Raw genomic sequence first — 20040 nt, forward strand, 5'->3', positions numbered from 1 at the left:
GACATTTGTATAAAAAAGCTTTACATCAATGCAAATGATGTGAAGCTTTATTCAGAATAGAGTTGATCTTCGGTAGCTGATCGCCTGACCGCCCATCTGTTCCCAAGCCTTAATAAATGAAGCACGGTCGGTAATCGTATTTTTTCCTCTGAGTGGGTCGTTAACGATAATCTTATTTTGATCATAGCCTGTAATCAGCACCGCATGTTCCTGATTTGTTACTTTAACCGTACCCCCGCTGCTTGTGCGCCAATAGTGAAAATAATTCTTTGCGAGCGGTTTAAACGTTACATTTGTAATCACAACTACAGGAATACCGTCGTTTAATTGTGCAAATACTGCGTCGAATGATTTGTCGCTTAAGTCAATGATACGACTGGGAAGATAGCGACGGCCCAGTTGTGCGAGCGGCTCATGATACACGCCGTACCCGCGTTTCTTGGCATCCTCCATGCTGCCGACAAATCCTTCATTTGGGTTTCCGAACTGTCGGTTTTGATAATAAGGGACATGCTTTATTTCGCGAGCGAGTTCCATTTTTCCTACACGGATACCTGCCTTCTGCAGCAGCATTGCTAATGAGGTAACCTCACAGCCACGAGGCAATTCCGGCTTTTGGAGAATAAAAGGCGCGTCAATGCGCGCTGACCTTTTTCTCGGTTGCCCGGTTGTCTCTTTCTTAATCCGGTCTGCTTCAAAGAATACATCCGATATCCATCTTCTTCTAATTGATCGATTTTCAGGTGAATAAAGCACAAAGAGCAGCGCTGCAAGCACGATGTCAAAAGCAAGAAACCAGCTTAACCAATGCTTTTTGAAATGCATCACGCCATCTCCTTTCACTGCAATCATATAATGCGATCGTATGGATCATGCTGCGCGTAGGTTCATACATCAAATTTTTTGTGATTCCTTAATCAAGCGATACATGGGATAATGACAGTGCGTTGTTAGTGTACCACCTTATCTGAAGTATTTTCGGCTTAATTTGTAACAGTTCAGCTAAATTTTACCGACTTCCTGCCGATAATAACAGATGAGCGGAAAATGTGTATACAGGCTTCTTAGCTGCTGCAAGGAGGAATTTAAGTGTCGGAACTCGAAAATTGTAAAGGATGCGGAAAACTTTTTGTCCGAGTATCTTCGCCTTATTGTCCGAGTTGTTTAAAAGAACAGGAAAAGCTGTTTGATATGGTTTACACTTATATACGCAAACAAGAAAACAGAATGTCTACGGTTACACAGGTTCATGAAGCAACTGGTGTTGATCTCGACTGGATTTATCAGTGGATTCGTGAGGGAAGACTCAAAACCGCTGTTTTCCCCAACCTTGGCTATCCATGTCGCTCATGCGGACGAACGATACAAAATGGTACTTTATGCGAGCATTGCCGCAAAAATTTGGAACACGATATGCAGCAGGAACAAACCGCTGATTCGCAAACAGCCGCCAAAGGAAAAACCTACCATACCGAAGTGAAATGATTAAAGACTAAAGATTTTCGCTTTCTTGTCGATATAAAGAGTGGAATAAAATGTACAATGTAAATAGAAATGATAATGATACGGTAAATTCCTCTGAGACGAGGTGAATTCATTGAAAATAAATCGTTACCAACCGGTACAATCCTATACGAATAATTATCAGACGGCGAAATCCGGCGATCAGCAATCGACAGCATCGAAGACAGATGATAAAGTAGAAATTTCCAATGCGGCGAAACGTTTGCAAGGCACGCAGAAGCTGGATGAGATCAGGCAGGATAAAATTGAGAAAATTAAATCGCAAATTGAGAATGGAACTTACCATGTTCCGGCAAAAAGTATTGCGGAAAAAATGTACGGATTCTGGAACAAGCAGTAAGAGAATTCGGCAATGAGGAGTGGAAAATGTTGTCTGCTGAGCGCATGGAACAAATAGTCAAAGCAATGATCAGTCAGCATGATGTGCTTTGCAAACTTGCCGAACGCAAATGTGAAGCGATTAAAAGGGAAGACGCGCAGACGGTGAGCGCGATCACAAACAAAGAAGCTCCATTCGTTGATGAACTGATCAGGCTTGAGAAGAAACGTATTGCCGTGATTGAATATGATTTAGGCAGCACACACTCAGATGCCACATTTTCAGAATGGGAACAGGCGGTTATTCATGAAGATGAGCAGGAAAAATGGCAAAAACTTTACCTGAAACTGACAAAAAGCGTGTATGCACTCAAACAGGCAAATACGTTAAATCAGGAACTTCTTCGTGATTCTCTGATTTGGGTCAGGCTGAATATCAGTTTGCTGAAACCAAAGACGCAGGCGTTGAACAATTATCCCAATCCAAAAGGTGGGCAGTCATCGTCATCCGTTTTCAGCGGGCGCATTGATTCTCGGACATAATTTTTTAGACGGAGGTGAGCAACAATGATCCCTATTTTTTCCAGTTTAAATATGATGCAGCGGGCGCTGCAGGTCACACAGTCGGCGATTCAGACAACAGGTCATAATATTTCAAATGCCAATACCGACGGTTTTTCGCGCCAACGTGTTAATCTAACAACTTGGCTTCCGTACCCCGGTGTCGGCATTAATGCTGCTCGCGGAGCGGGACAAGTTGGAACGGGGGTTAACGATGAAGCAATTGTTCGTATTCGCGACCAGTTCGTTGATCTTCAAGTACGTGACAATTCCAACCAAAACGGCTATTGGGGCGCTCTCAGTGATGCATACAGCCAGATGGAAGATATCGTGAACGAACCGACAGACACGGGAATCTCATCTGAGTTAGACGGTTTCTGGCAGTCTCTTCAAGACTTGGCAGGAAATTCGGGTACATCCGGCACAGGTACGGTGGTTCTGCAAAAGGGAGCGGCTGTTGCCGACACGTTTAATTATATTGCCAAATCCTTAGGCAAGGTTCAGAATAACCTGAATCAGCAGATCACGGAAAATACAAAACTGATCAATAATTACGCCGATCAAATCAATGCGCTTAACAAAGAAATTAACAAGCAGGAAGCAAACGGCTTTCTTGCTAACGATTTGTATGATGAGCGGGACGCGCTGACTGATAAGCTTGCACAGTTAGTGAATATTAAGGTAACAAAAGAGCCAAGCGGTGGCAATCCGTCGCCGCTCGCTGAGGGAAAATATACGATCGAGCTTGTGGACGCTAATGGCGGCTCGTATGAACCTAAGGCCACTTTGGTGGACGGAGCAGGAATGTCAAATAATCATCTGAAGGCAGATATCAATACAGCGAATGCATCAAGTCCAACCGTTACGGTATCCATGGTGCAGGCAGATGATACAACGCCTGTATCTACAGGCAATCTGACTAATTTTTCCGGCAAACTTCAGGGATTAATTGATGCCTATACCATTGACTATCCGAGCGTGCTGAAAAGTTTGGACAATATGGCGAGCGCATTGGCGGAGAATTTGAATGCGGCTTATCAAAATACGGCGGGTTACAGTGATACAAAGGGTCTATTCTTCCTTGGCAGTGGATCAGGTACAGATTCAGGAACAGTGACCGCTTTGAATATTCATGTCAACAGCAACTTAAGCGGGAGTGACGTGACTTCGGCAAATGATGGCATGCCAAGCGGCGACAATAGCGGGGCCACGGCAATGGCCGATGTGATCGCTACCAACAAATATGCAATTGATACAGATGGAGAAGAAATAACCTTGAAAAATTATTTACAGGGTCTGATTGGCCAAATCGGCGTCAACGCTCAATCTGCCAACCAATTTACAAGCAATTCCGCAGTGATGCTTGATGCGGCACAAAATCGACGCGCCTCAATCAGCGGAGTGTCGCTTGATGAAGAATTAACAAATCTGATTCAATTTCAGCATTCCTATGGTGCGGCTGCAAAGGTTATCACAACTCTGGACACCATGTTGGATACTTTAATCAATAAAATGGGGTGATATTGAATGCGGGTAACACAAAGTATGATGGCCAATAATTTATTGAGAAATATTTCCGGCGGCTACAGCCAACTGGCAGATTATCAGAGTCAACTTGCTTCCGGCAAGAAAATTACGCGTCCGTCACAAGATCCGGTCGTTGCGACGATGGGAATATCCTATCGTACGGATGTCAACCATGTCGAACAATACCAAAGAAATGTAACAAATGCGTATAAATGGTTGGATAGTTCCGATGATGCACTGAAACAAGTTGATGATGCGCTAAATCGAATTCGTGAGCTGACCAATGAAGCGAGTACAGATACCTATACAGCAGATCAGCGTGCGGCGGCGGGCGTGGAAGTGGATCAACTGATACAGCAATTGGTTACTTTGGGGAATACACAGGTCGGCGGTCAGTACATTTTCAGCGGCAGTGATTCAGCGCATCCGTTACTCTCTCAAGCGTCTGACGGGACTGTTTCAATCGTTGCTGATTTGAGCCAGCCTGATTTTTCTGTGGCTGTCAACGATGGCATTCAGATAACGATTAATGTGAAGCCTGAGGCAGTCTTCAATGATCAGCTTTTTCAAGATTTAAATCAATTGAAAAAGGACTTAACTGAAGGCACGGCGACAGGCAGTCAAATCAGTGCACATTTAACAGAAATTGACACACATTTGGATGAAGTATCCAGTGCTCAGGCCGATTTAGGCGCAAAAACCAATCGGATTGATTTGACGAAGAATCGGTTGGCTGAGCAGAAGACTGTGGCGACAAACGTCATGTCAAGGAATGAAGATGCGGATTATGCTGAGACCATTGTGAAATTAAATCAACAGCAAAATGTTTACAATGCATCGCTTTCTGTCGGAGCGAAAATCATTCAAACATCACTCATCGACTTTTTAAATTAACAACTAGTTTATGAATGCAGGTAGGTCGATCATATGGCTAAAATTCTTCCGCATGTAGAAATGAGACAAGTTTTCGGTAGAATATCCGTAAGTACGCAAAATGCAACGCAAACGATCCGTCAACCGAAAGCAGGACAATCCATTCAGCAGCCGAAAGCGGAAATGACGATTGATCGAGAATCGGCACATGTTCAGATTGATCAGTCGGCAGGCTGGCATAATCTTGATCTAAAATCGGCAAGAATACGTATTGCCGAGGCAGCGGATGCCGGCAAACAGGCGGTACTTGAAGGAATCGCTCGTCATTCTCAAGAAGGAGACGAGCTTCTGCATATTGAGCGGAATAAAGGGAGAAATTTGTTTGCAAAGCAGGCAGCTGATCGTGTGAATGCGGCAGTCATCGGTACACGTTACAGTACCGGAGACACACCGGCATCCCAAGCAGTCAGTTATGATGTGATACCCGCAACCTTGCAGGTGAATTGGCGCACGCAGGCACCGATTATTCAAGCGACAATAAATGCACCAGAATACAGTTATCAACCAGGTCGCGTCAACATATCAATGGAACAATATCCATCACTTGACATTTGGCCCGTCGGCATCTTCATTGATGAGAAAGGATAATGAATGTGCTATGATCATCCAAACAAAATATTTTGGTGAACAGGAAATCAAAGAAAAAGATATTATATTGTTCTCATCAGGGCTTCCCGGCTTTGCGCACGACCATCGTTTCATTATTCAGCCATTTGGTGAAGCTTTCTCCATTCTTCAGTCGGTAGATGATGCAGATGTCGCATTCATTGTTACCTCGCCTTTTTACTATTTTGAGAATTACAGCGTAGATCTGCCCGACCATTTTGTGGAACAGCTTGAAGTTCGTTCGCAGGAGGACGTCGCAGTATGGGTAATCATCAGCGTACACAATCCTTTTTCAGATTCAACAGTCAATTTAAATGCACCGATCATTATCAATATTCATAAAAAATTCGGCAAACAGTATATACCTGAGCGATCGGATTACTCTCTTCGAATGCCGCTCAACGGACAGCTTCAGGAAAAGAAGGTGTAACCGATGCTTATTTTGACCCGAAAGCTGGGCGAATCGATACATATCGGCGATGATATTGAGGTGAAAATTGTAGCGGTGTCCGGTGATCAGATTAAGCTTGGGATCACAGCACCGCATGAAGTTGATGTTAATCGTGGTGAAATTTATGAAGCAATTTGCAAAGAGAATAATTCCGCGGCATCTGGTAAGCTTCCTACAGATATTTTGAACACGATGAAGTCAATGAAGAAGAAGGATCATTAATCAGATGCGGGCAGCCGTGTTTTTTTTATACAGTATAAGTTTAAAATTTTAAAAGGTGGGCGGAAGTACAGTCTGCGGTGAATCACTCGCGAACGTGCTCAATCGGAGCGTACTTACCCTTAATTTGAAAAGTCAGTATGATCAACCGATGAACAACAGCCATAATGCCTTCAGTTTGACAACCTATAGCAGGCAAGAAGTGAAAGTGCTGAATAGTGACCATTGATCAAATTGAACCATTCCTTGCAGTTGTCAGGCATAACGGTCCCGTCATATTTTACGTGCACACCGTTTACTCAACTCCCAGACACGAATTACCTCAAAAAAAAATTAAATGTTCCTCTGTTTTATCTGCATTAACCGTACAATTGGTTTGTCTGAAAAGGGAAAAAAACTTTTACTGTACTTGAAGGCATTGCTCGATTTTTTATGAATCGTGGGACTAAGCCTGCAAAATGGTGTATGGTACATCCTATATGAAATAAATCTTTTGACAGATTGAATCGTTCACGTTAAAATAAAAAAAATTAAATGAGCATGGATAAAAAATGATGGGATGCAATGAATAGAGGAAAGTGTTTGATTATTTTTCAAATAATTATAAAGTGTAACAAAAAAAAGACTTTTTAATAAAATGGACAAAACACACTTTTTTCGGAACGAATGGCAGACGAATCGCCGTTACGTTCATAATCCTTAGCTGCATAAGCCATGTATTGGGATGACGAGTAGAAACTAGTGGGCTGGTATAAAAAGGAGGATGCAATACGTGATGAATCATCAAAATAATGCCAAAGTCGATGACTATCTGGATCTGTATCTCTTCGCTACAAAAATTGACGATCAAGAATGGCAAAAGGAAATCAAAAATAATTTAGCGGCTTTTTTAAAGGCGACGGCTGACCGTGATCAGCAGAGAGCAAGTGATCTGCGTGTCCAACTCGGTTATGTCAATCGCAGAATTCTTGGCCTGTATCAACAATTGCGTAAACGCAACGTCGACCTCACCGAAGGAATTACAAATGAGCTGTACGCGCTAAAACAGCGCAGATTGGAATTGGAGGCGGAGCTTAGCCAAATTAGAGAGCAGAAGCGCAGCATCAGTTAATGTAATGTATCATCCAATAAAACGGCCGCTCCAGAAGAGAGCGGCCGTTTTTGAATCGATCAACTTAACATTTATCAAGACGTATTGCTATGTTCAGTTCCAATGGTTCATCAGGCGCCACCATGAGCAAATCGTCATTATTTTCATTAAGTGTATTGGTGAGTGCGGTCCAAGGTTCGACACACACGAACGGCTGATTGCCTTCAATCCATAATACGGTATAGCGATAGCGAGGATCCTGGCTGATCACAATTTTTTTCGAATCGTTGAAATCAAAGGCTAGTTGCGGATCGCCGCTGTTTAGCAGCACGACAGACTCTTTTAGTCCTTTCATATTGATTTCGCCGCTGAACGGTTTGGTTTCATGATCATTGTAATCCAAATAGCTGGCTGCCCTGCTTTTTATACGAAGCTGTTGATCCTTCATCTTAAAATAAGGATGGTAACCTGGGTAGACTGGCATTGCTTCATTTGAAAGATTGCTGATGGTTTGACTGATAGTCAATTCACCGTCCGACAGTGTGTACCTGAGCACAGCTTCGAAGTCAAATGGATAGGATTTTCGCGTATCCTCTGAACTATGGAATGTGATTTTCAGCGCCGAGCAGTCATGACCGGCGGATTGCCCTGCGACCTTCCAGGCTCTGGTGCGCGCTAGTCCGTGATTGTCCATGAAATAAGGCACGCCGTTCCATTCATAGGACTTATTGGTTAATTGACCGGTGATCGGGAAGAGAACCGGAATGCCGCCGCGCACATTTTTGCTCGTGTCAAAAAGCGTGGCTTCGTTCATGAACAGAATGTCTTCATCGTCCGTATGAAAAGCGGTTACCATGCCGCCGCGTTCCGGACAGATATCAACGTAAGAAATCCCGTCTGTTAGTCGGAAGAAATGTAAGCCTTGCTGATCAAATTCTTTAACCTGATACATGTCGATCCCTCGATTTAATGTTTTATGAACGACTGAAAAATCTGCAGTTCTACATAAATACTCTACCAAAATTTTTATGCGCTTACATTAGTTGTGTGAAAAAAATAACAAAAAACATTTAAAACGTTGTTAAAAAATCAAAAAGCTGCTGAGTGTGCAAACTCAGCAGCTGTGTTGCTCTTATTTTCTTATTTTTTAGCCAGTTCCTGTAAAAACAGGCAATACGCTTTTTGAATACGTGTGAAACTGCTTAAGCGGTAGAACTCATTCGGTGCATGCGGCCGCTCGTCATCCTGCGAACCGCCGAGCGAAAGGGTTTCCGCTCCGAGTACTCGCTTGAAAAGACTGGTCACCGGAACCGATCCGCCGGCCCATTGGCGCTTGACCGGGTGGCCGGTTAGTTCTTCCAGTACGCGTTCAAGTTTTCTCAGCGCAGGATCATTTCCGGGGACACGATATGGCGGCGTACCATGTTCGTCCTCAATCGATACTTCCACAGAGCGGAACGTATGTGCTTTGACATGCTGTTCAAACAGCTTTTGAATTTTTTTCGGTTCCTGGTCGGGAACAAGGCGTGCGGTGATCTTGGCGTGTGCTTCGCAGGGAATGACTGTCTTGCCGCCGGCGCCTTGATAGCCGCCCCAGATACCGTTAACTTCCAGTGTTGGGCGTGCAACTCCGCGTTCCATCGGTGTGAATTCTGGTTCGCCATAAAATTCTTTGAAACCGACGTTTTCACGCATCGCATCCGGAAATGCGTCGAAATCGGCAATTTGCTTCTTTTCTTCATCTGTGAGCAGATGTACCTGATCATAAAATCCATCGATCAGAATACGGCCATTCTCATCACGCATCGAATCAAGAATGCGCACCAGTTCGTGAATCGCATTTGGTGCAATACCACCGCCGAATCCCGAGTGCATGTCCATAGCGGCCGTCTTCACATTGATTTGCGCTGAGAATACCCCGCGCACGCCTGTTCCTACGGTTGGCTGATCCTCTGTTCCGACACCGCTGTCGGCACTGATCACAAGATCACAGGTGAGCAGATCCTGATGCGCATCAAGGAAACTGCTGAACGAACGGCTGCCGATTTCTTCCTCGCCTTCAAATAGGAACTTAATGTTTACCGGAAGCGCACCGTCTGTTTGCAGCAGTGCTTCGCAAGCGACAATCGGCAAAAGCAGATTCCCCTTCATATCAGTGGCGGCACGAGCAAATACTTTGCCATCTTTAATAACCGGTTCGAACGGATCGGAATCCCATAATTCCAGCGGCTCGGCCGGCTGAACGTCAAAATGTCCATAGATCAATACCGTAGGCTTTCCTTCAGCATGCAGCCAATCCCCATAAATCACCGGATGTCCGCCGGTCTCCAACATCTGTACATGCTCAATGCCCGCCTTTTTCAAACGCTCGCCGACCCACTCGGCCGCCGCACGCACATCCTTCGCATAGGCGGGATCCGCCGAAATACTTGGAATCCGCAGCAATTCAAAAAATTCCTCAAGAAAACGGTCTTGATTTTCATCTAAATAGCCATTCCAGTTGCTTAACATGATCTCCAACTCCTGCTGTCTAAATTGAGCGGCACTTACTCGTAAGGTTTTACGAGAGAGCCGTTTAAAAAGTAAAACTATTATTAGTTTAGTTTATTCTGATAATAGTGTAAATCCTGAAGATATAGGAGAAGGTATGGAAAAAAACAGGTGACCTATTGTCACCTGTGCTGAGGCGTCATTCTTTGTGATCCTGTGGATGAGGCATGCTGTCGATTTGTTTGAGTTCAATCAAGTCTGCTCTAACAGGTCAGGATTATCGACCATCCCGGCGGCAAGCTCCTTTTGCAAACGGCGTGCCATCGGTTTCATTGTGACGTAAGTGATTCCTCCAGCCATTGCACCGCCTAAAACCGGCACGATTTTCGATACGCCGCGTGCGAAGGTGCTTTTTGTCATTTTCGCACCGAAAAAAGCGGCAACTTTACGGATCAATGGATAATAAATGGTCTGTTCCAGGGACTTCTGCGGAATTCGTTCAAGAGCGCCGGCGGCAAGCTTCGATGACAGTACGCGCAGCATCGCACCCGTACCGCTGACCCCGAGCATCGCACCAAGATAGAGAATCAGTGTTTCACGTCCTCTTTTTGTCGCGAGCTCCTGGTTATTCCATAATTCTTCTCGACCGTAGAGATAGCCAAGTTCCTGCGCGAGACGCAGTGCGATCGCATAGAACTGCGTTGTATCGGCGGGAATTGTTGCCGCGATGGCCAGACCGCCGGGGATTCCGGCGGCAAACGACATCGCTGAGCTTTTTAGTGTTGCATTATGAATCAGCTGTGCGGCCCGTTTTTCAAGCTCAGCTTGTCCAAAATAGTTTACAGGTCCGATCTTAATCAGTCGTTCCAAATCTTCTTTTGGAAATGACCGCCTGAAAAATTCTTTACGATTGACCTTTAATCCCGGCATCTTCAAGACTACATCAAGAACATTATGGGTTAGCTTAGCTGTCTGCATCATTGGCTCCTTTTCATTTTGTTCAATGAGTATCTCATTAATAGTACTGTTTCCCGCAAGTACTTGTTTCATTTACCCCTGATTTACCATGTGATAAAATACATTTATCGATAAAATGCATAAAACACATAAAAATAATAGGAATAATCATTGACGAAACGATTTTTCAATCGTACAATCGTAACAATACTTGGGATGAGGCGCAAAAAGGGCGAAAGAAGCAGTGGCGTATGAACCACCCAGGATGGTAAAGGACGTGATGCAGTCTTGACGATTGACCAATTGAATACGTTTCTCATGGTCGTAAAGTGTCGCAGTTTTCATGGCGCATCCAAAAGACTCTTTCTGTCACAGCCGTCGGTCACCTCGCGTATTCAGGCACTTGAGCAGGAATTAAACGTAAACCTGTTTGTGCGTCAAGGGCGCGGCATTCGATTGTCCGATCAAGGAGAAAAACTCGTTCCTATTGCAAAACGGATGGTGAAGATGTATCACAAAGCATATGAGCTTGGAAAAAATAAAGAAAATACATGTGATTCATCGAAAATCGAATGATTTTAATTCCGATAGGTAAAGTATAAATTAAACGTTGACAAAGGTAATAATTCACGTTAAACTATTATTAATCAAATAATCTTATCTAGAGTGGTGGAGGGACTGGCCCCATGAAACCCGACAACCAGCACAGTCGTGTGCATGGTGTTAATTCCAGCAGAGTTAATCTGAGAGATAAGAAAAATAAAGCGAACGGCAGCGGTTATTTTTCTTGATCTTCGAGGGAAATGATCGTTTTTCATTTTGTTCTTATGAAAAAATGCCGGATCATTCTTATCGAGAGAGGCGGAGGGACCGGCCCTGTGAAGTCTCAGCAACGGGCTTTAAAGAAGTACCGTGCTAATTCCGGAATGAAGATAAGAAAGGATTTTTAAAATGACAACACAGACGAATGATTTACAAATTGATGATTACTTGGACTTGTACCTTTATGCGAAGCAGCTCCATGATGACGCATGGCAGGCTGAAATCAAGGCGAAACTTATTGAATATGTGCGACCTTCCCAATTGCCTGCAGTACATGAGGAAAAGGAATTACAGGAACAGTTCACGTATGTTAATCGGCAAATCCTTCATTTATATCGGAGCCTTCGTACAGGCAAACAGGAATTAAATGATGCAGTCACAGCAGAATTGTTTGTGCTGAAGCATCGTCGCATTGAACTTGGCAAAGAAATTGATCGATTGAGGATTCAAAATCAGAGAATTTGCAAATAACAAATAAGATTAAATTAATATTAAGATGACTCATAGAAGTTTTTTATCAATTGAAGAGCGGTACTAGGCATGAGGGCAAGCCTTAATGTCCTTTTTGCCATTCACACGTTTTTGCACACGGCAAATATGCTTTGAGTAAGTTTATTTTCCATGGTAAATTTAGGTTGTGGAGAGAAGCAGCATGTGATTGATTTTTCATTGGTCACTCGACCTTTTTCCACAAAACAAAATTCTGGAGGGATTTTACGATGGAAAAGATGGATATGATGAACAAATCAATGATGATGCCGATGAACATGATGATGATGATGGAAATGGACAAAATGATGTGCCAAATGAAGTGCATGCAGATGATGATGGAACGAATGTCGGGCATGGACATGATGATGGACGACACGATGATGAGCAAGGACGAAATGATGAGCTGTATGCATAAATGCGATGAAATGATGACAAAAATGATGGATATGATGAGCAAAATGAAGTAATCTAAAGGGATTTCTGGCTTCTGATCGGATCAAAAAATGAAAAAAGTAGCAAAAACCTCTCATTTTGTTTCTGCTACTTCTCTTTTAAGGACATTTCTCAAATAGTGGATCACTTTTTGAGAGGTGTTCTTTTTCATTTTAACCCGCAACGCCTAACTATACAGCGGAGAACGATGTATTTCAATGTTCATCCGGTCCGCTACCTCCTGAAGTAATGGGCCTTCATACCATGTAAGCCCCAAAAGCATGCACAGCCACGATTCCTAATACATGACCAACAATTGAAATTCCTGCTTTTTTAGACTTGATAAGAGCAATGATATGAAGCACCAAACCAATACCAGCACAGATATAAAAGAATGTACCGATACCACCAGTAATATGCCCTTTGCCTCCGGAAACTGCTTCACCAATAGCTGAAAATCGTACAACAAGCCAAGAGATCATAATCAAGAATGCATTAATAATATCTACGACACCTGTTTAGATGTTGATTTTTAGCTTTGTTTTCACAGTTAAATCGTCTCATAAATTTAGTTTCCAAAAGCGGGGTCTAAACCCATCGTCTTTAGACGGTATCCGCTTTTAGCCCTATCTTTTCGTGTCTGTACTCCAAGAGACTTATATCCTAACGATTAAGGAGTTTATTAAGTAGTATGACGCGGTGCCGAACGGCGGCAGAAAGAGCATTCCTTATGAATGGTTTTTGGAGAACTGCGAGTCGGTATGAAGCCGGAATGGGATTGTGCTGGATTATCTGCATGCAGTCCTTTCAAGATGTGATGGTCAGGGGATATTTCAGAAATCGTTGTTTTGATTGTGTTTTTTAAATTTGTTCCAGTCGATGATGTCGAAGATCATTACGAGGAACAAATAGGCAAAAACATAATAAGTGATCCAGAAATGATATTTGTCAGGAGTAAAGGTCAGCCATGCTGCTCCAATAACTAAATACGGAAGTTCAAAATACAAAAAGCGTTTTTCTTTAAAATGGCGTTTGAACTTAGTGAAAACGTTCTGAAACATTCGATCAGCTCCAAACATTTACTTTTGTTTTATTATACTCCGGAATGCGTTGGGGATGATTTGAAATGTTGCGCAGTTGACGGTTAATATGCAACGAATAAAAGAGAGCTATTAAAGTGAAGCCAAAGAAAAGAAACGATCTAATTGGACAAACAGCAACGAAAACGGTTGAGCTTGAAATTGTAGATGCTATGGAATATGACACTGGTACTTCCATATGCGTTCAGAACATGCATACGGGTGACGGGTATTGGACTGGTCTTGAAGATATTGATCTTGATCAATAATTTGCAGTATAACACTAAAGCGACATAGGAACGAGTTGGCACAGTCATTTATTTCGTGATCGAGATTACATCTAGTAGGTCATTTATTGCATGGCTTTTTGTATAAAAATTATCATCAGCTAAATTATGGGCGATTAACAAAATTTTATATCGGAGTTCTGCATTATAAAGCATGTCGCTTAAATCATTATTACTTAAACCATTTATATGAGTGTCTTTACATTCCAACTTGATCGCTCCCTTATAATTTTTCTGCGCCAACAAGGGGACGGAATTGACAAAAAAATCGGGATCACTCCCGATTATCCGATACCTCATTTTAACATATCGGAGGGATTACCGTGAGATTAAAAGAAATGAAGATAGATCCTGCCACAATGCAGCTGAATGTTGATATAATGGGAATAAATAACAAAGTGATTGTGATTGGAAATGGGAAAGCAAAAATAGCGAATCTGCCGGAGTTTGGGGAGACGAAGATCATTACTCATCAGCGTGAAGTGGGACGAAGGCGAAGAATTTTAAAATGGGAGACGATTGAGTGCACAGTGAAGGAATTGAATTTGGAGGAACAGTTTCATTTAATGATTACAAAAAATTAGTTTTTTATACAAGAAGAAAGTCGACAATTATTATGATGGCGTGCTACTTTCTAGTTCTTTTTTCCATAGTAACACTGACTATTCCTGATATGTGGGTTGTTTCATTTATTTTATCTCTGATAGCTACATTGGTAGTTTTTATGCTGGCTGTACTCTTTCTTTATTTTCGGATAAGAAGAGAGTATGCAAGCAATAAGCTCATGAAACAGGAAATACGATATGTAGCAAGCAAGGATGGGCTTGATCTAACTAAGGGCGTTTCAAATGCTCGCTATGAATGGGGCGATTTGATCTCTGCCTATGAATATAAGGATCTGTTCCGTTTACAGGTATCTAGGTTTTTGGCAATTTCTCTTCCAAAACGGTTCTTTGAAAATGCTGATGATATAAATGAATTTCGAAACTTGATCAGGGTGTCGCTACCGGAAAAGAAAGTTCATTTAAGCAAGCAACAGTGAAATGGGACGAGGGGGAGGAATTTTGATCCCCAAATAAAATAAGGGATGGGTAACTATGCCGAAAGTAAAACTTAAATTCACAGAATTTACTAACTGAAGCATACTAAAAGTTACAGTTGGAACAAACGCCCCCCAAGGGGAGATACGGGACATGGGGGGAGAACCTATTTTAAATTAAGGCAGTGGACAAACCCCTTGGCACATCGCAGGCGGACATTGTCAACAAGACAATTGATGGCCTTGCTTCCATTGCTCAAGCTCCGGAGTTGATTGCTCTTGGAAAGTCAGCGATTGGCGACATTAAAGCGCTCATTCCGCAGCTGATTAAGCAGGCAGTGCTTAAAGCGGAATAATATAGGTAATGAGAATGTGCGACCCGAAATCGTAACGGCGCTTGGAAAACAGTCGCGAATGTTAGTATCTTGCGTAACTCGACCGCCCACGGTGACTGCGCGGTATATAAATACACCGGATACATAATAGGTTAAAATATACTTAACAGAGCTGACTAAGCAGCTAGGAAACGGGGAATCGTTATTCGGCGGGTCCCCGTTTTCTTTTTGCATAACAAGACTTGAGGCATTCAAAAAATATATAAAATTAAGACTAGTTCAGTACTGAACTAGTCTTAATTAAGCGTGCTATTATTAAAATGCGTTGAATTTATGTCTTTAATTGTATTTCTTAATCAATTCTACAAATACATTAACAATCGTCTGGAAAAATTTCAAAGTTCCTTCATTTGTGATTTCTCATTCTCATCGATGAGTGAATTAACGTGACCAATGTAAGCCTCTGGTTGTTGTAACGTTGGTATATTAAGACATACTAAAGATTGACGTAGATGATGGTTGGCACCAAAACCGCTAATTCCGCCGGGAGATGCAGTAACGATTGCGGCCGGTTTTTTGTCCCAAACACTTTGCCCATATGGACGTGAACCTATATCCAGTGCATTTTTTAAAACAGCAGGGACTGACCGATTATATTCGGGAGTTACAAATAAAACAGCATCAATCAACTGCATTGTCTGCCGAAAGGTTTGCCAGGATTCAGGAACACGATTTTCGTCATCTTAACTACAGTATTAAATTCTAACATTGATGAGATGATTAGCTTTGCAGTTCTCGTAATGTTGCTGTTGAATCAAGACCACCCTTCAAAAGGGAATTCTCCTATTTTTTCCTTAATTACCCAAATAAAAGTGCATCAATCGAATAAGTCCCTGCACCTGTTAAAGCAATACCAATAGATACGGCAAATATAAGGAGGTTATATTCGAAACCATTTTGAGTAGCCCAATATCCATTTTTCCCATGGACAGTGGCGATGGCTACAATCATTGTTCCTGCAATGATGATCCCGGCAAGTGGCGTCAACAGACCAAGTGTAAATAAAATACCACCAATAAATTCAGATAGCCCGGCGAGAACAGCCATAAGAAAACCAGGTTTTATTCCTATTGATTCAAAAAATCCACCGGTACTTTTTAATCCAGACCCCCCAGCCCAACCAAATAATTTTTGGGCTCCATGACCAACAAATGATAAGCCTAATATAAGGCGAATAATTAAAATTCCTAAATTCAGCAAATTAGTTTCCCCTCCAATTTAAAATATAAGACATTCTAAATAATAAATACTTGGAAAACATCATTCAACAAAAATGCTTGTTTAAGAACTGTATTTAACAAAATTCTATACATCTATATATTTATAGTGTGTTTCTGAAAAAAATACCCACGTCATAGTGTGGGTGGTAAAGAGCGGTTAGTTTGATTTAACCTCTATTATATCAGTAAATGAGTATCGTTCTTTTAATCTGTAAGCATCATACAATCAGCATTTTTAAGAGTACCTAATCAGCACAGGTTTCTTTTTACAATAATAAAAAAACGTCCCTAATTAAGGACGCTTAATGCCTAGCTGTTCTTTTATGGTGAATTGAAGGAGTTGAGAAAAATTAATTTTGTTCTTCTCTGCTTCATCGTTTAGCCATTTTGGAATAGTCAATGTTTTTTTGATGGCTTTGTTTTCAGCTTCATCACGTACAATGTCCGTCCAGGCTTCGACAAGTACCACAAATCCCTCTGATAGTGCTTTTATGTTGCTTGGATTAGAAGGAGCAGGGATAATAGAACCATCTTTCTTCAAGGATGTACATAAAACCTTCGAGAACATCTCTTGCCATATATAGAGCATTTTGTATATCCGTTCCTTCAGAAATGCAGCCGGGAAGATCAGGAAATGTAATGGTATATCCTTTACTGCCGTCTATTTTCGGGTCAAATACAGCAGGGTAAATATATTTAGCCATAATCAAAATTTCCGTAGAGAAAACAGAACTTATTTCAGTCTTGCCTGCTTAAGTATTGAATTTAGGGCGCCGGGCTTTAAGTCTCCGGAATGATTAGATCGGTAACAAGTCTTCTTTTAGTTTAAACATTTAGTCATGTATCCGTGCACAACGATATCATCGCTGTGTTTTAAGTGGTTTTATGCAATTGGCGTCGTACGGTAAGAAGCCGGACGCCTGTAATCACGGCACAAAACGCGCAAATTCCGGCAGACGCCAAAAAGACGGTGTGCATACCGTAAAGAAAAATAGACGGATGGCCTGGGATCATTCCGGTTACACGGTGACCCGCAGCCCGCGACATGTTGGCAAACAGTAAGGTTGTTGCAAAGGTAATCCCACTAATCATGCCTAAATTTCGGATCAATGCGTTGACACTCCCCGCGCTTCCAAGCTGATTTTTCGGAACCGTCGACATGACGAGCGAGTTATTTGGCGACATAAAGAATCCACTGCCGGCACCGAGCAAAGCGATCAGTATGCCAGCATAGATAAGCGAGTTTTTCCCATTCAAAAATCCAAGTCCGATCTGTGCCACCACAAGAACCAGTAATCCAATGAATGTGAGAATTTCTGAACCGATTTTGTCTGACAGAGCGCCACTGAACGGTGCGACGACGGCCATCATCATCGGAAACAGCATCAACAGCAGTCCGGAATGACCCGCCGACAGATGCAGAATGTCCTGGGTGTAGAATGGTGCGATCATATTGAAGCAGAAATTGGAAAGAAAGACTAAATAGCCACAGAAAATGCTGATCGAGAACATAAGATTCTTGAACAGACGCAACCGGAGCATCGGCTGTTCGATGTGCCATTCCACAAAGATAAATAAAACCAGCAAACCGGCAGAAAGAAAAAGCAATCCAAGAATACGTCCGTCGCTGAACCCTAAGTGTTGTCCAAGAAGCAATCCACTGAATAGAGCTATGATGAATAATCCAAAAATGGATGTTCCTGCCCAATCCAAGCGGCCTTTTGATGCAAACAAATCCTTAGGCAGAACACGCCAGCCCAGAATCATCACCACAAGACCTATCGGTATGTTAATCCAAAAGATGTAATTCCAGCTCAACGTGGAGACAACGAGTCCGCCGATTCCCGGACCGGTGATTGAGCCCAGAGAAACGAAAGTACCGATTAAACCAAGCGCCCGTCCGCGCTCGGATTTCGGGAAAATATCGGTTGCGATCCCAAAATTATTGGCCATCGTCATCGAAGCGCCGATGGCCTGAACTATGCGACCGACAAGCAAGAAACTCAAGGTAAGACCAAATCCGCACAGCAGTGATCCAAAAACAAAAAGGGCAGTGCCAATCTTAAAAATGCGAATTTTGCCCAGCATGTCGCCAAGCCGCCCGAAAAGCAGGATAAAGACACAGATTGTCATCAAATAAATAGTGACAATCCATTGACTGCTGGCGATTGGCAAATGTAAGTCACGGGAAATCTGCGGCAGCGCTACATTGACGATGCTCGCATCAAGTGTCGACATAAACGTGAACATATTAATACTGATTAGGATCAGCCATCGTCTTTTCTGGACGATTGGATCATCCTGATAGGTTAAAGCTCTTGACTTATTCATGAAACTGCAGCCTCCAAACGCGCATCTATACAAAAGATAGCATAATTGCTTGAAAAGTGTTGAAGCAAAGTCCCGGCAGATTTCGATTATTTATTAATTAACTTTTTGAGGATTAGCGGCATGTCTAAAACTACAGTTTTATTTAGATTATTTTCTCGACATTTTGATGTAGATTTGGTTATATTTTTTGTGCATACGATCGTTTGTTCCTACTTTTTTTCAATTTCTTCTTTCTAATTCCTTTTGCACAACTCAAATCATACCTCGAAGGAGGCCCCTATGCCTACTGACCATGATCGGCGCTTCAAAGTCTTGCTGCACGAGTTTTTTGATGAATTTCTCGAAGCCTTTTTCCCAAAGATTACATGCTTGATCTGTCTGAGAAAAGATTTCTCTGGGAGAAGCTGTTTCCTGATCTAATCGAGGGCGACAAGAAGAGGGACGGACATCATTGCGGAAGCAAAGCTGAAATCCCAAAAAGATCTGATCCTGATGGTCCATCTCGAGACGCAAAATTACTTTCAAGATGATTTTGCCGGACGGATGTACCTCTACTACATCGTTATTTATCTGAATTTATCTGAAATTTCGAAAGCCTGTTTTACTGATTGCGATCTTCAATTATGATGGAGTTAGAGAGGAACCGGATGAATTTGTGGTCAAGGTTTTACGGGGGTCAGCGAATTCCATTTTTTTAAGCTTGTGGTTACTAAAATGAATTGGCGAAAATTCATGTGTAGCAATAATCCTGCCGCCGCACTCATGAGCAGGATGAACTACTCCAAAAAGGAACGTGTGCAGGTTCGGCTTGCCTTTATCAGGCAGATGATCGGCATGCATCTTAGTGAAGCACGTGAAAGCATGATCAATGGATTTTTCGAAACCTATCTTCAATTAAATAAGAAAGAGGTGGATCAATTGATGGACCAAGCGAAAGAACTCCCGGAGGAAATCCGAGAAGAAGTGCTCAAATGGCCCAACACTCCTTTCATGAGCGTGGAAAGAAGGAGGGAATTGAACAGGAATTAATTTGGGAAAGAAACAAGGAATTGATCTGGGGAGAGAACAGGTTGCCCAAAAGCTGTTGCAGAAAGGAATGAGTCATGAGAGAATCAGTGAAATGACGGGATTAAGTGAAGAAGCGATTACTAACAAGCGAGGCATAACTAAGTTATGAATCTCCAGTTTTGAAGAAATGTTCAGAAATACCGCTTTTATCCCGGTGATCGATTAATGAAATCCGAATAAGTGGGCATCGTGAATCCGT

General features: G+C 42.3%; 29 protein-coding genes and 2 riboswitches. Of the genes, 18 read left to right on the forward strand and 11 right to left on the reverse strand.

Features of this window, described 5'->3' with window-relative positions; translation table 11 throughout:
- Window positions 1-51: 51 nt before the first annotated feature.
- Complete coding sequence (locus NIE88_RS04265) at window positions 52-825, reverse strand: C39 family peptidase (RefSeq protein ID WP_253059289.1); 774 nt, start codon at window positions 823-825, stop codon at window positions 52-54.
- A 264-nt stretch (window positions 826-1089) separates the two neighbouring features.
- Here NIE88_RS04265 and NIE88_RS04270 point away from each other — a divergent pair, with 264 nt between their 5' ends.
- The 9 genes from NIE88_RS04270 (at window position 1090) to NIE88_RS04310 (ending at window position 7250) form a co-directional block, all read left to right on the forward strand.
- Entirely contained in the window at window positions 1090-1485 is a 396-nt protein-coding gene (locus tag NIE88_RS04270) for a TIGR03826 family flagellar region protein (RefSeq protein WP_253059291.1), read from the forward strand.
- A gap of 112 nt (window positions 1486-1597) precedes the next feature.
- The gene (gene flgM, locus NIE88_RS04275; RefSeq protein WP_253059293.1) at window positions 1598-1864 is read left to right on the forward strand and encodes a flagellar biosynthesis anti-sigma factor FlgM; all 267 of its coding nucleotides are present in this window, start codon (window positions 1598-1600) and stop codon (window positions 1862-1864) included.
- Window positions 1865-1890: 26 nt separating this feature from the next.
- Window positions 1891-2385, forward strand: coding sequence for a flagellar protein FlgN (locus tag NIE88_RS04280; protein WP_253059295.1), 495 nt, complete (start codon window positions 1891-1893; stop codon window positions 2383-2385).
- A gap of 24 nt (window positions 2386-2409) precedes the next feature.
- Complete coding sequence (gene flgK / locus NIE88_RS04285) at window positions 2410-3924, forward strand: flagellar hook-associated protein FlgK (RefSeq protein WP_253059297.1); 1515 nt, start codon at window positions 2410-2412, stop codon at window positions 3922-3924.
- A 6-nt stretch (window positions 3925-3930) separates the two neighbouring features.
- Window positions 3931-4824 carry a flagellar hook-associated protein FlgL gene (gene flgL / locus NIE88_RS04290; protein ID WP_253059298.1) on the forward strand — a complete coding sequence of 298 codons (894 nt, stop codon included), beginning with the start codon at window positions 3931-3933 and terminating at the stop codon, window positions 4822-4824.
- A gap of 33 nt (window positions 4825-4857) precedes the next feature.
- Entirely contained in the window at window positions 4858-5451 is a 594-nt protein-coding gene (locus NIE88_RS04295; protein WP_253059300.1) for a DUF6470 family protein, read from the forward strand.
- A 10-nt stretch (window positions 5452-5461) separates the two neighbouring features.
- Window positions 5462-5899, forward strand: a complete 438-nt coding sequence (gene fliW, locus NIE88_RS04300; RefSeq protein ID WP_253059302.1) for a flagellar assembly protein FliW — start codon at window positions 5462-5464, stop codon at window positions 5897-5899.
- Window positions 5900-5902: 3 nt separating this feature from the next.
- Window positions 5903-6142, forward strand: coding sequence for a carbon storage regulator CsrA (gene csrA, locus NIE88_RS04305; protein ID WP_253059304.1), 240 nt, complete (start codon window positions 5903-5905; stop codon window positions 6140-6142).
- A gap of 769 nt (window positions 6143-6911) precedes the next feature.
- A complete protein-coding gene (locus tag NIE88_RS04310) occupies window positions 6912-7250 on the forward strand; it encodes a hypothetical protein (RefSeq protein ID WP_253059306.1) in 339 nt (112 codons plus the stop codon).
- A gap of 64 nt (window positions 7251-7314) precedes the next feature.
- On the opposite strand, the gene NIE88_RS04315 is transcribed toward NIE88_RS04310, so the two are convergent.
- The 3 genes from NIE88_RS04315 to NIE88_RS04325 form a co-directional block, all read right to left on the reverse strand.
- On the reverse strand, window positions 7315-8181 hold the full coding sequence (locus tag NIE88_RS04315) for an aldose epimerase family protein (RefSeq protein WP_253059308.1): 867 nt from the start codon (window positions 8179-8181) through the stop codon (window positions 7315-7317).
- 188 nt (window positions 8182-8369) lie between these two features.
- Window positions 8370-9740 carry a dipeptidase gene (locus NIE88_RS04320; RefSeq protein ID WP_253059310.1) on the reverse strand — a complete coding sequence of 457 codons (1371 nt, stop codon included), beginning with the start codon at window positions 9738-9740 and terminating at the stop codon, window positions 8370-8372.
- A gap of 231 nt (window positions 9741-9971) precedes the next feature.
- Window positions 9972-10769: a hypothetical protein gene (locus tag NIE88_RS04325; protein WP_253059312.1), complete on the reverse strand. Its 798-nt coding sequence runs from the start codon at window positions 10767-10769 to the stop codon at window positions 9972-9974.
- 195 nt (window positions 10770-10964) lie between these two features.
- Between NIE88_RS04325 and NIE88_RS04330 the strand changes: the two genes are divergently transcribed.
- The 3 genes from NIE88_RS04330 to NIE88_RS04340 all read left to right on the forward strand — a co-directional run bounded on the left by NIE88_RS04330 (window position 10965) and on the right by NIE88_RS04340 (window position 12457).
- Window positions 10965-11252 carry a LysR family transcriptional regulator gene (locus NIE88_RS04330; RefSeq protein WP_253059314.1) on the forward strand — a complete coding sequence of 96 codons (288 nt, stop codon included), beginning with the start codon at window positions 10965-10967 and terminating at the stop codon, window positions 11250-11252.
- Between the two features lie 78 nt (window positions 11253-11330).
- Window positions 11331-11433, forward strand: a riboswitch (SAM riboswitch).
- A gap of 89 nt (window positions 11434-11522) precedes the next feature.
- Window positions 11523-11615: riboswitch (SAM riboswitch) on the forward strand.
- 12 nt (window positions 11616-11627) lie between these two features.
- Entirely contained in the window at window positions 11628-11969 is a 342-nt protein-coding gene (locus NIE88_RS04335; protein ID WP_253059316.1) for a hypothetical protein, read from the forward strand.
- A gap of 248 nt (window positions 11970-12217) precedes the next feature.
- Complete coding sequence (locus NIE88_RS04340) at window positions 12218-12457, forward strand: hypothetical protein (RefSeq protein WP_253059324.1); 240 nt, start codon at window positions 12218-12220, stop codon at window positions 12455-12457.
- Between the two features lie 222 nt (window positions 12458-12679).
- On the opposite strand, the gene NIE88_RS04345 is transcribed toward NIE88_RS04340, so the two are convergent.
- Both NIE88_RS04345 and NIE88_RS04350 read right to left on the reverse strand, forming a co-directional pair.
- The gene (locus NIE88_RS04345) at window positions 12680-12904 is read right to left on the reverse strand and encodes a hypothetical protein (protein WP_253059326.1); all 225 of its coding nucleotides are present in this window, start codon (window positions 12902-12904) and stop codon (window positions 12680-12682) included.
- A gap of 351 nt (window positions 12905-13255) precedes the next feature.
- Window positions 13256-13483, reverse strand: a complete 228-nt coding sequence (locus NIE88_RS04350; protein WP_253059337.1) for a hypothetical protein — start codon at window positions 13481-13483, stop codon at window positions 13256-13258.
- A gap of 116 nt (window positions 13484-13599) precedes the next feature.
- Here NIE88_RS04350 and NIE88_RS04355 point away from each other — a divergent pair, with 116 nt between their 5' ends.
- The 4 genes from NIE88_RS04355 (at window position 13600) to NIE88_RS04370 (ending at window position 15183) form a co-directional block, all read left to right on the forward strand.
- On the forward strand, window positions 13600-13770 hold the full coding sequence (locus NIE88_RS04355; protein ID WP_253059339.1) for a hypothetical protein: 171 nt from the start codon (window positions 13600-13602) through the stop codon (window positions 13768-13770).
- Between the two features lie 341 nt (window positions 13771-14111).
- On the forward strand, window positions 14112-14372 hold the full coding sequence (locus tag NIE88_RS04360; protein WP_253059341.1) for an XtrA/YqaO family protein: 261 nt from the start codon (window positions 14112-14114) through the stop codon (window positions 14370-14372).
- Window positions 14312-14830: a YcxB family protein gene (locus NIE88_RS22570; RefSeq protein ID WP_253059343.1), complete on the forward strand. Its 519-nt coding sequence runs from the start codon at window positions 14312-14314 to the stop codon at window positions 14828-14830. Before NIE88_RS04360 ends, NIE88_RS22570 begins: the two co-directional genes overlap by 61 nt.
- A gap of 182 nt (window positions 14831-15012) precedes the next feature.
- Window positions 15013-15183, forward strand: a complete 171-nt coding sequence (locus tag NIE88_RS04370) for a hypothetical protein (RefSeq protein WP_253059345.1) — start codon at window positions 15013-15015, stop codon at window positions 15181-15183.
- Between the two features lie 374 nt (window positions 15184-15557).
- Here NIE88_RS04370 and NIE88_RS04375 read toward each other — a convergent pair whose 3' ends face one another.
- From NIE88_RS04375 to NIE88_RS04390, 5 genes are all read right to left on the reverse strand, one after another.
- Window positions 15558-15851, reverse strand: coding sequence for an NADPH-dependent FMN reductase (locus tag NIE88_RS04375; protein WP_290446310.1), 294 nt, complete (start codon window positions 15849-15851; stop codon window positions 15558-15560).
- A 169-nt stretch (window positions 15852-16020) separates the two neighbouring features.
- Entirely contained in the window at window positions 16021-16422 is a 402-nt protein-coding gene (locus NIE88_RS04380; RefSeq protein WP_253059347.1) for a DoxX family protein, read from the reverse strand.
- A gap of 312 nt (window positions 16423-16734) precedes the next feature.
- Complete coding sequence (locus NIE88_RS22575) at window positions 16735-16983, reverse strand: hypothetical protein (RefSeq protein ID WP_309247011.1); 249 nt, start codon at window positions 16981-16983, stop codon at window positions 16735-16737.
- A complete protein-coding gene (locus tag NIE88_RS22580; protein WP_309247012.1) occupies window positions 16946-17146 on the reverse strand; it encodes a type II toxin-antitoxin system HicB family antitoxin in 201 nt (66 codons plus the stop codon). Before NIE88_RS22580 ends, NIE88_RS22575 begins: the two co-directional genes overlap by 38 nt.
- A gap of 169 nt (window positions 17147-17315) precedes the next feature.
- A complete protein-coding gene (locus tag NIE88_RS04390) occupies window positions 17316-18773 on the reverse strand; it encodes an MFS transporter (RefSeq protein WP_253059349.1) in 1458 nt (485 codons plus the stop codon).
- Between the two features lie 714 nt (window positions 18774-19487).
- Between NIE88_RS04390 and NIE88_RS04395 the strand changes: the two genes are divergently transcribed.
- Entirely contained in the window at window positions 19488-19802 is a 315-nt protein-coding gene (locus NIE88_RS04395; protein ID WP_253059351.1) for a hypothetical protein, read from the forward strand.
- A gap of 1 nt (window position 19803) precedes the next feature.
- Entirely contained in the window at window positions 19804-19950 is a 147-nt protein-coding gene (locus NIE88_RS04400; protein ID WP_253059353.1) for an Rpn/YhgA-type helix-turn-helix domain-containing protein, read from the forward strand.
- The last annotated feature ends 90 nt before the right edge of the window (window positions 19951-20040 follow it).

The sequence above is a fragment of the Sporolactobacillus shoreicorticis genome (assembly GCF_024125445.1).
Classification (GTDB): domain Bacteria; phylum Bacillota; class Bacilli; order Bacillales; family Sporolactobacillaceae; genus Sporolactobacillus; species Sporolactobacillus shoreicorticis.

Bases quoted from the DNA above. Each gene is read 5' to 3' on its own strand.
- NIE88_RS04340 (WP_253059324.1), top strand. From the start codon at position 12,218: ATGGAAAAGATGGATATGATGAACAAATCAATGATGATGCCGATGAAC.
- NIE88_RS04265 (WP_253059289.1), bottom strand. From the start codon at position 825: ATGCATTTCAAAAAGCATTGGTTAAGCTGGTTTCTTGCTTTTGACATC.
- NIE88_RS04395 (WP_253059351.1), top strand. From the start codon at position 19,488: ATGAATTGGCGAAAATTCATGTGTAGCAATAATCCTGCCGCCGCACTC.
- NIE88_RS04350 (WP_253059337.1), bottom strand. From the start codon at position 13,483: ATGTTTCAGAACGTTTTCACTAAGTTCAAACGCCATTTTAAAGAAAAA.
- csrA (WP_253059304.1), top strand. From the start codon at position 5,903: ATGCTTATTTTGACCCGAAAGCTGGGCGAATCGATACATATCGGCGAT.
- NIE88_RS04345 (WP_253059326.1), bottom strand. From the start codon at position 12,904: ATGATCTCTTGGCTTGTTGTACGATTTTCAGCTATTGGTGAAGCAGTT.
- NIE88_RS04390 (WP_253059349.1), bottom strand. From the start codon at position 18,773: ATGAATAAGTCAAGAGCTTTAACCTATCAGGATGATCCAATCGTCCAG.
- NIE88_RS22580 (WP_309247012.1), bottom strand. From the start codon at position 17,146: ATGGCTAAATATATTTACCCTGCTGTATTTGACCCGAAAATAGACGGC.
- fliW (WP_253059302.1), top strand. From the start codon at position 5,462: ATGATCATCCAAACAAAATATTTTGGTGAACAGGAAATCAAAGAAAAA.
- NIE88_RS04320 (WP_253059310.1), bottom strand. From the start codon at position 9,740: ATGTTAAGCAACTGGAATGGCTATTTAGATGAAAATCAAGACCGTTTT.
- NIE88_RS04315 (WP_253059308.1), bottom strand. From the start codon at position 8,181: ATGTATCAGGTTAAAGAATTTGATCAGCAAGGCTTACATTTCTTCCGA.
- NIE88_RS04295 (WP_253059300.1), top strand. From the start codon at position 4,858: ATGGCTAAAATTCTTCCGCATGTAGAAATGAGACAAGTTTTCGGTAGA.
- flgL (WP_253059298.1), top strand. From the start codon at position 3,931: ATGCGGGTAACACAAAGTATGATGGCCAATAATTTATTGAGAAATATT.
- flgK (WP_253059297.1), top strand. From the start codon at position 2,410: ATGATCCCTATTTTTTCCAGTTTAAATATGATGCAGCGGGCGCTGCAG.
- NIE88_RS04335 (WP_253059316.1), top strand. From the start codon at position 11,628: ATGACAACACAGACGAATGATTTACAAATTGATGATTACTTGGACTTG.
- NIE88_RS04280 (WP_253059295.1), top strand. From the start codon at position 1,891: ATGTTGTCTGCTGAGCGCATGGAACAAATAGTCAAAGCAATGATCAGT.
- NIE88_RS04325 (WP_253059312.1), bottom strand. From the start codon at position 10,769: ATGAAACAAGTACTTGCGGGAAACAGTACTATTAATGAGATACTCATT.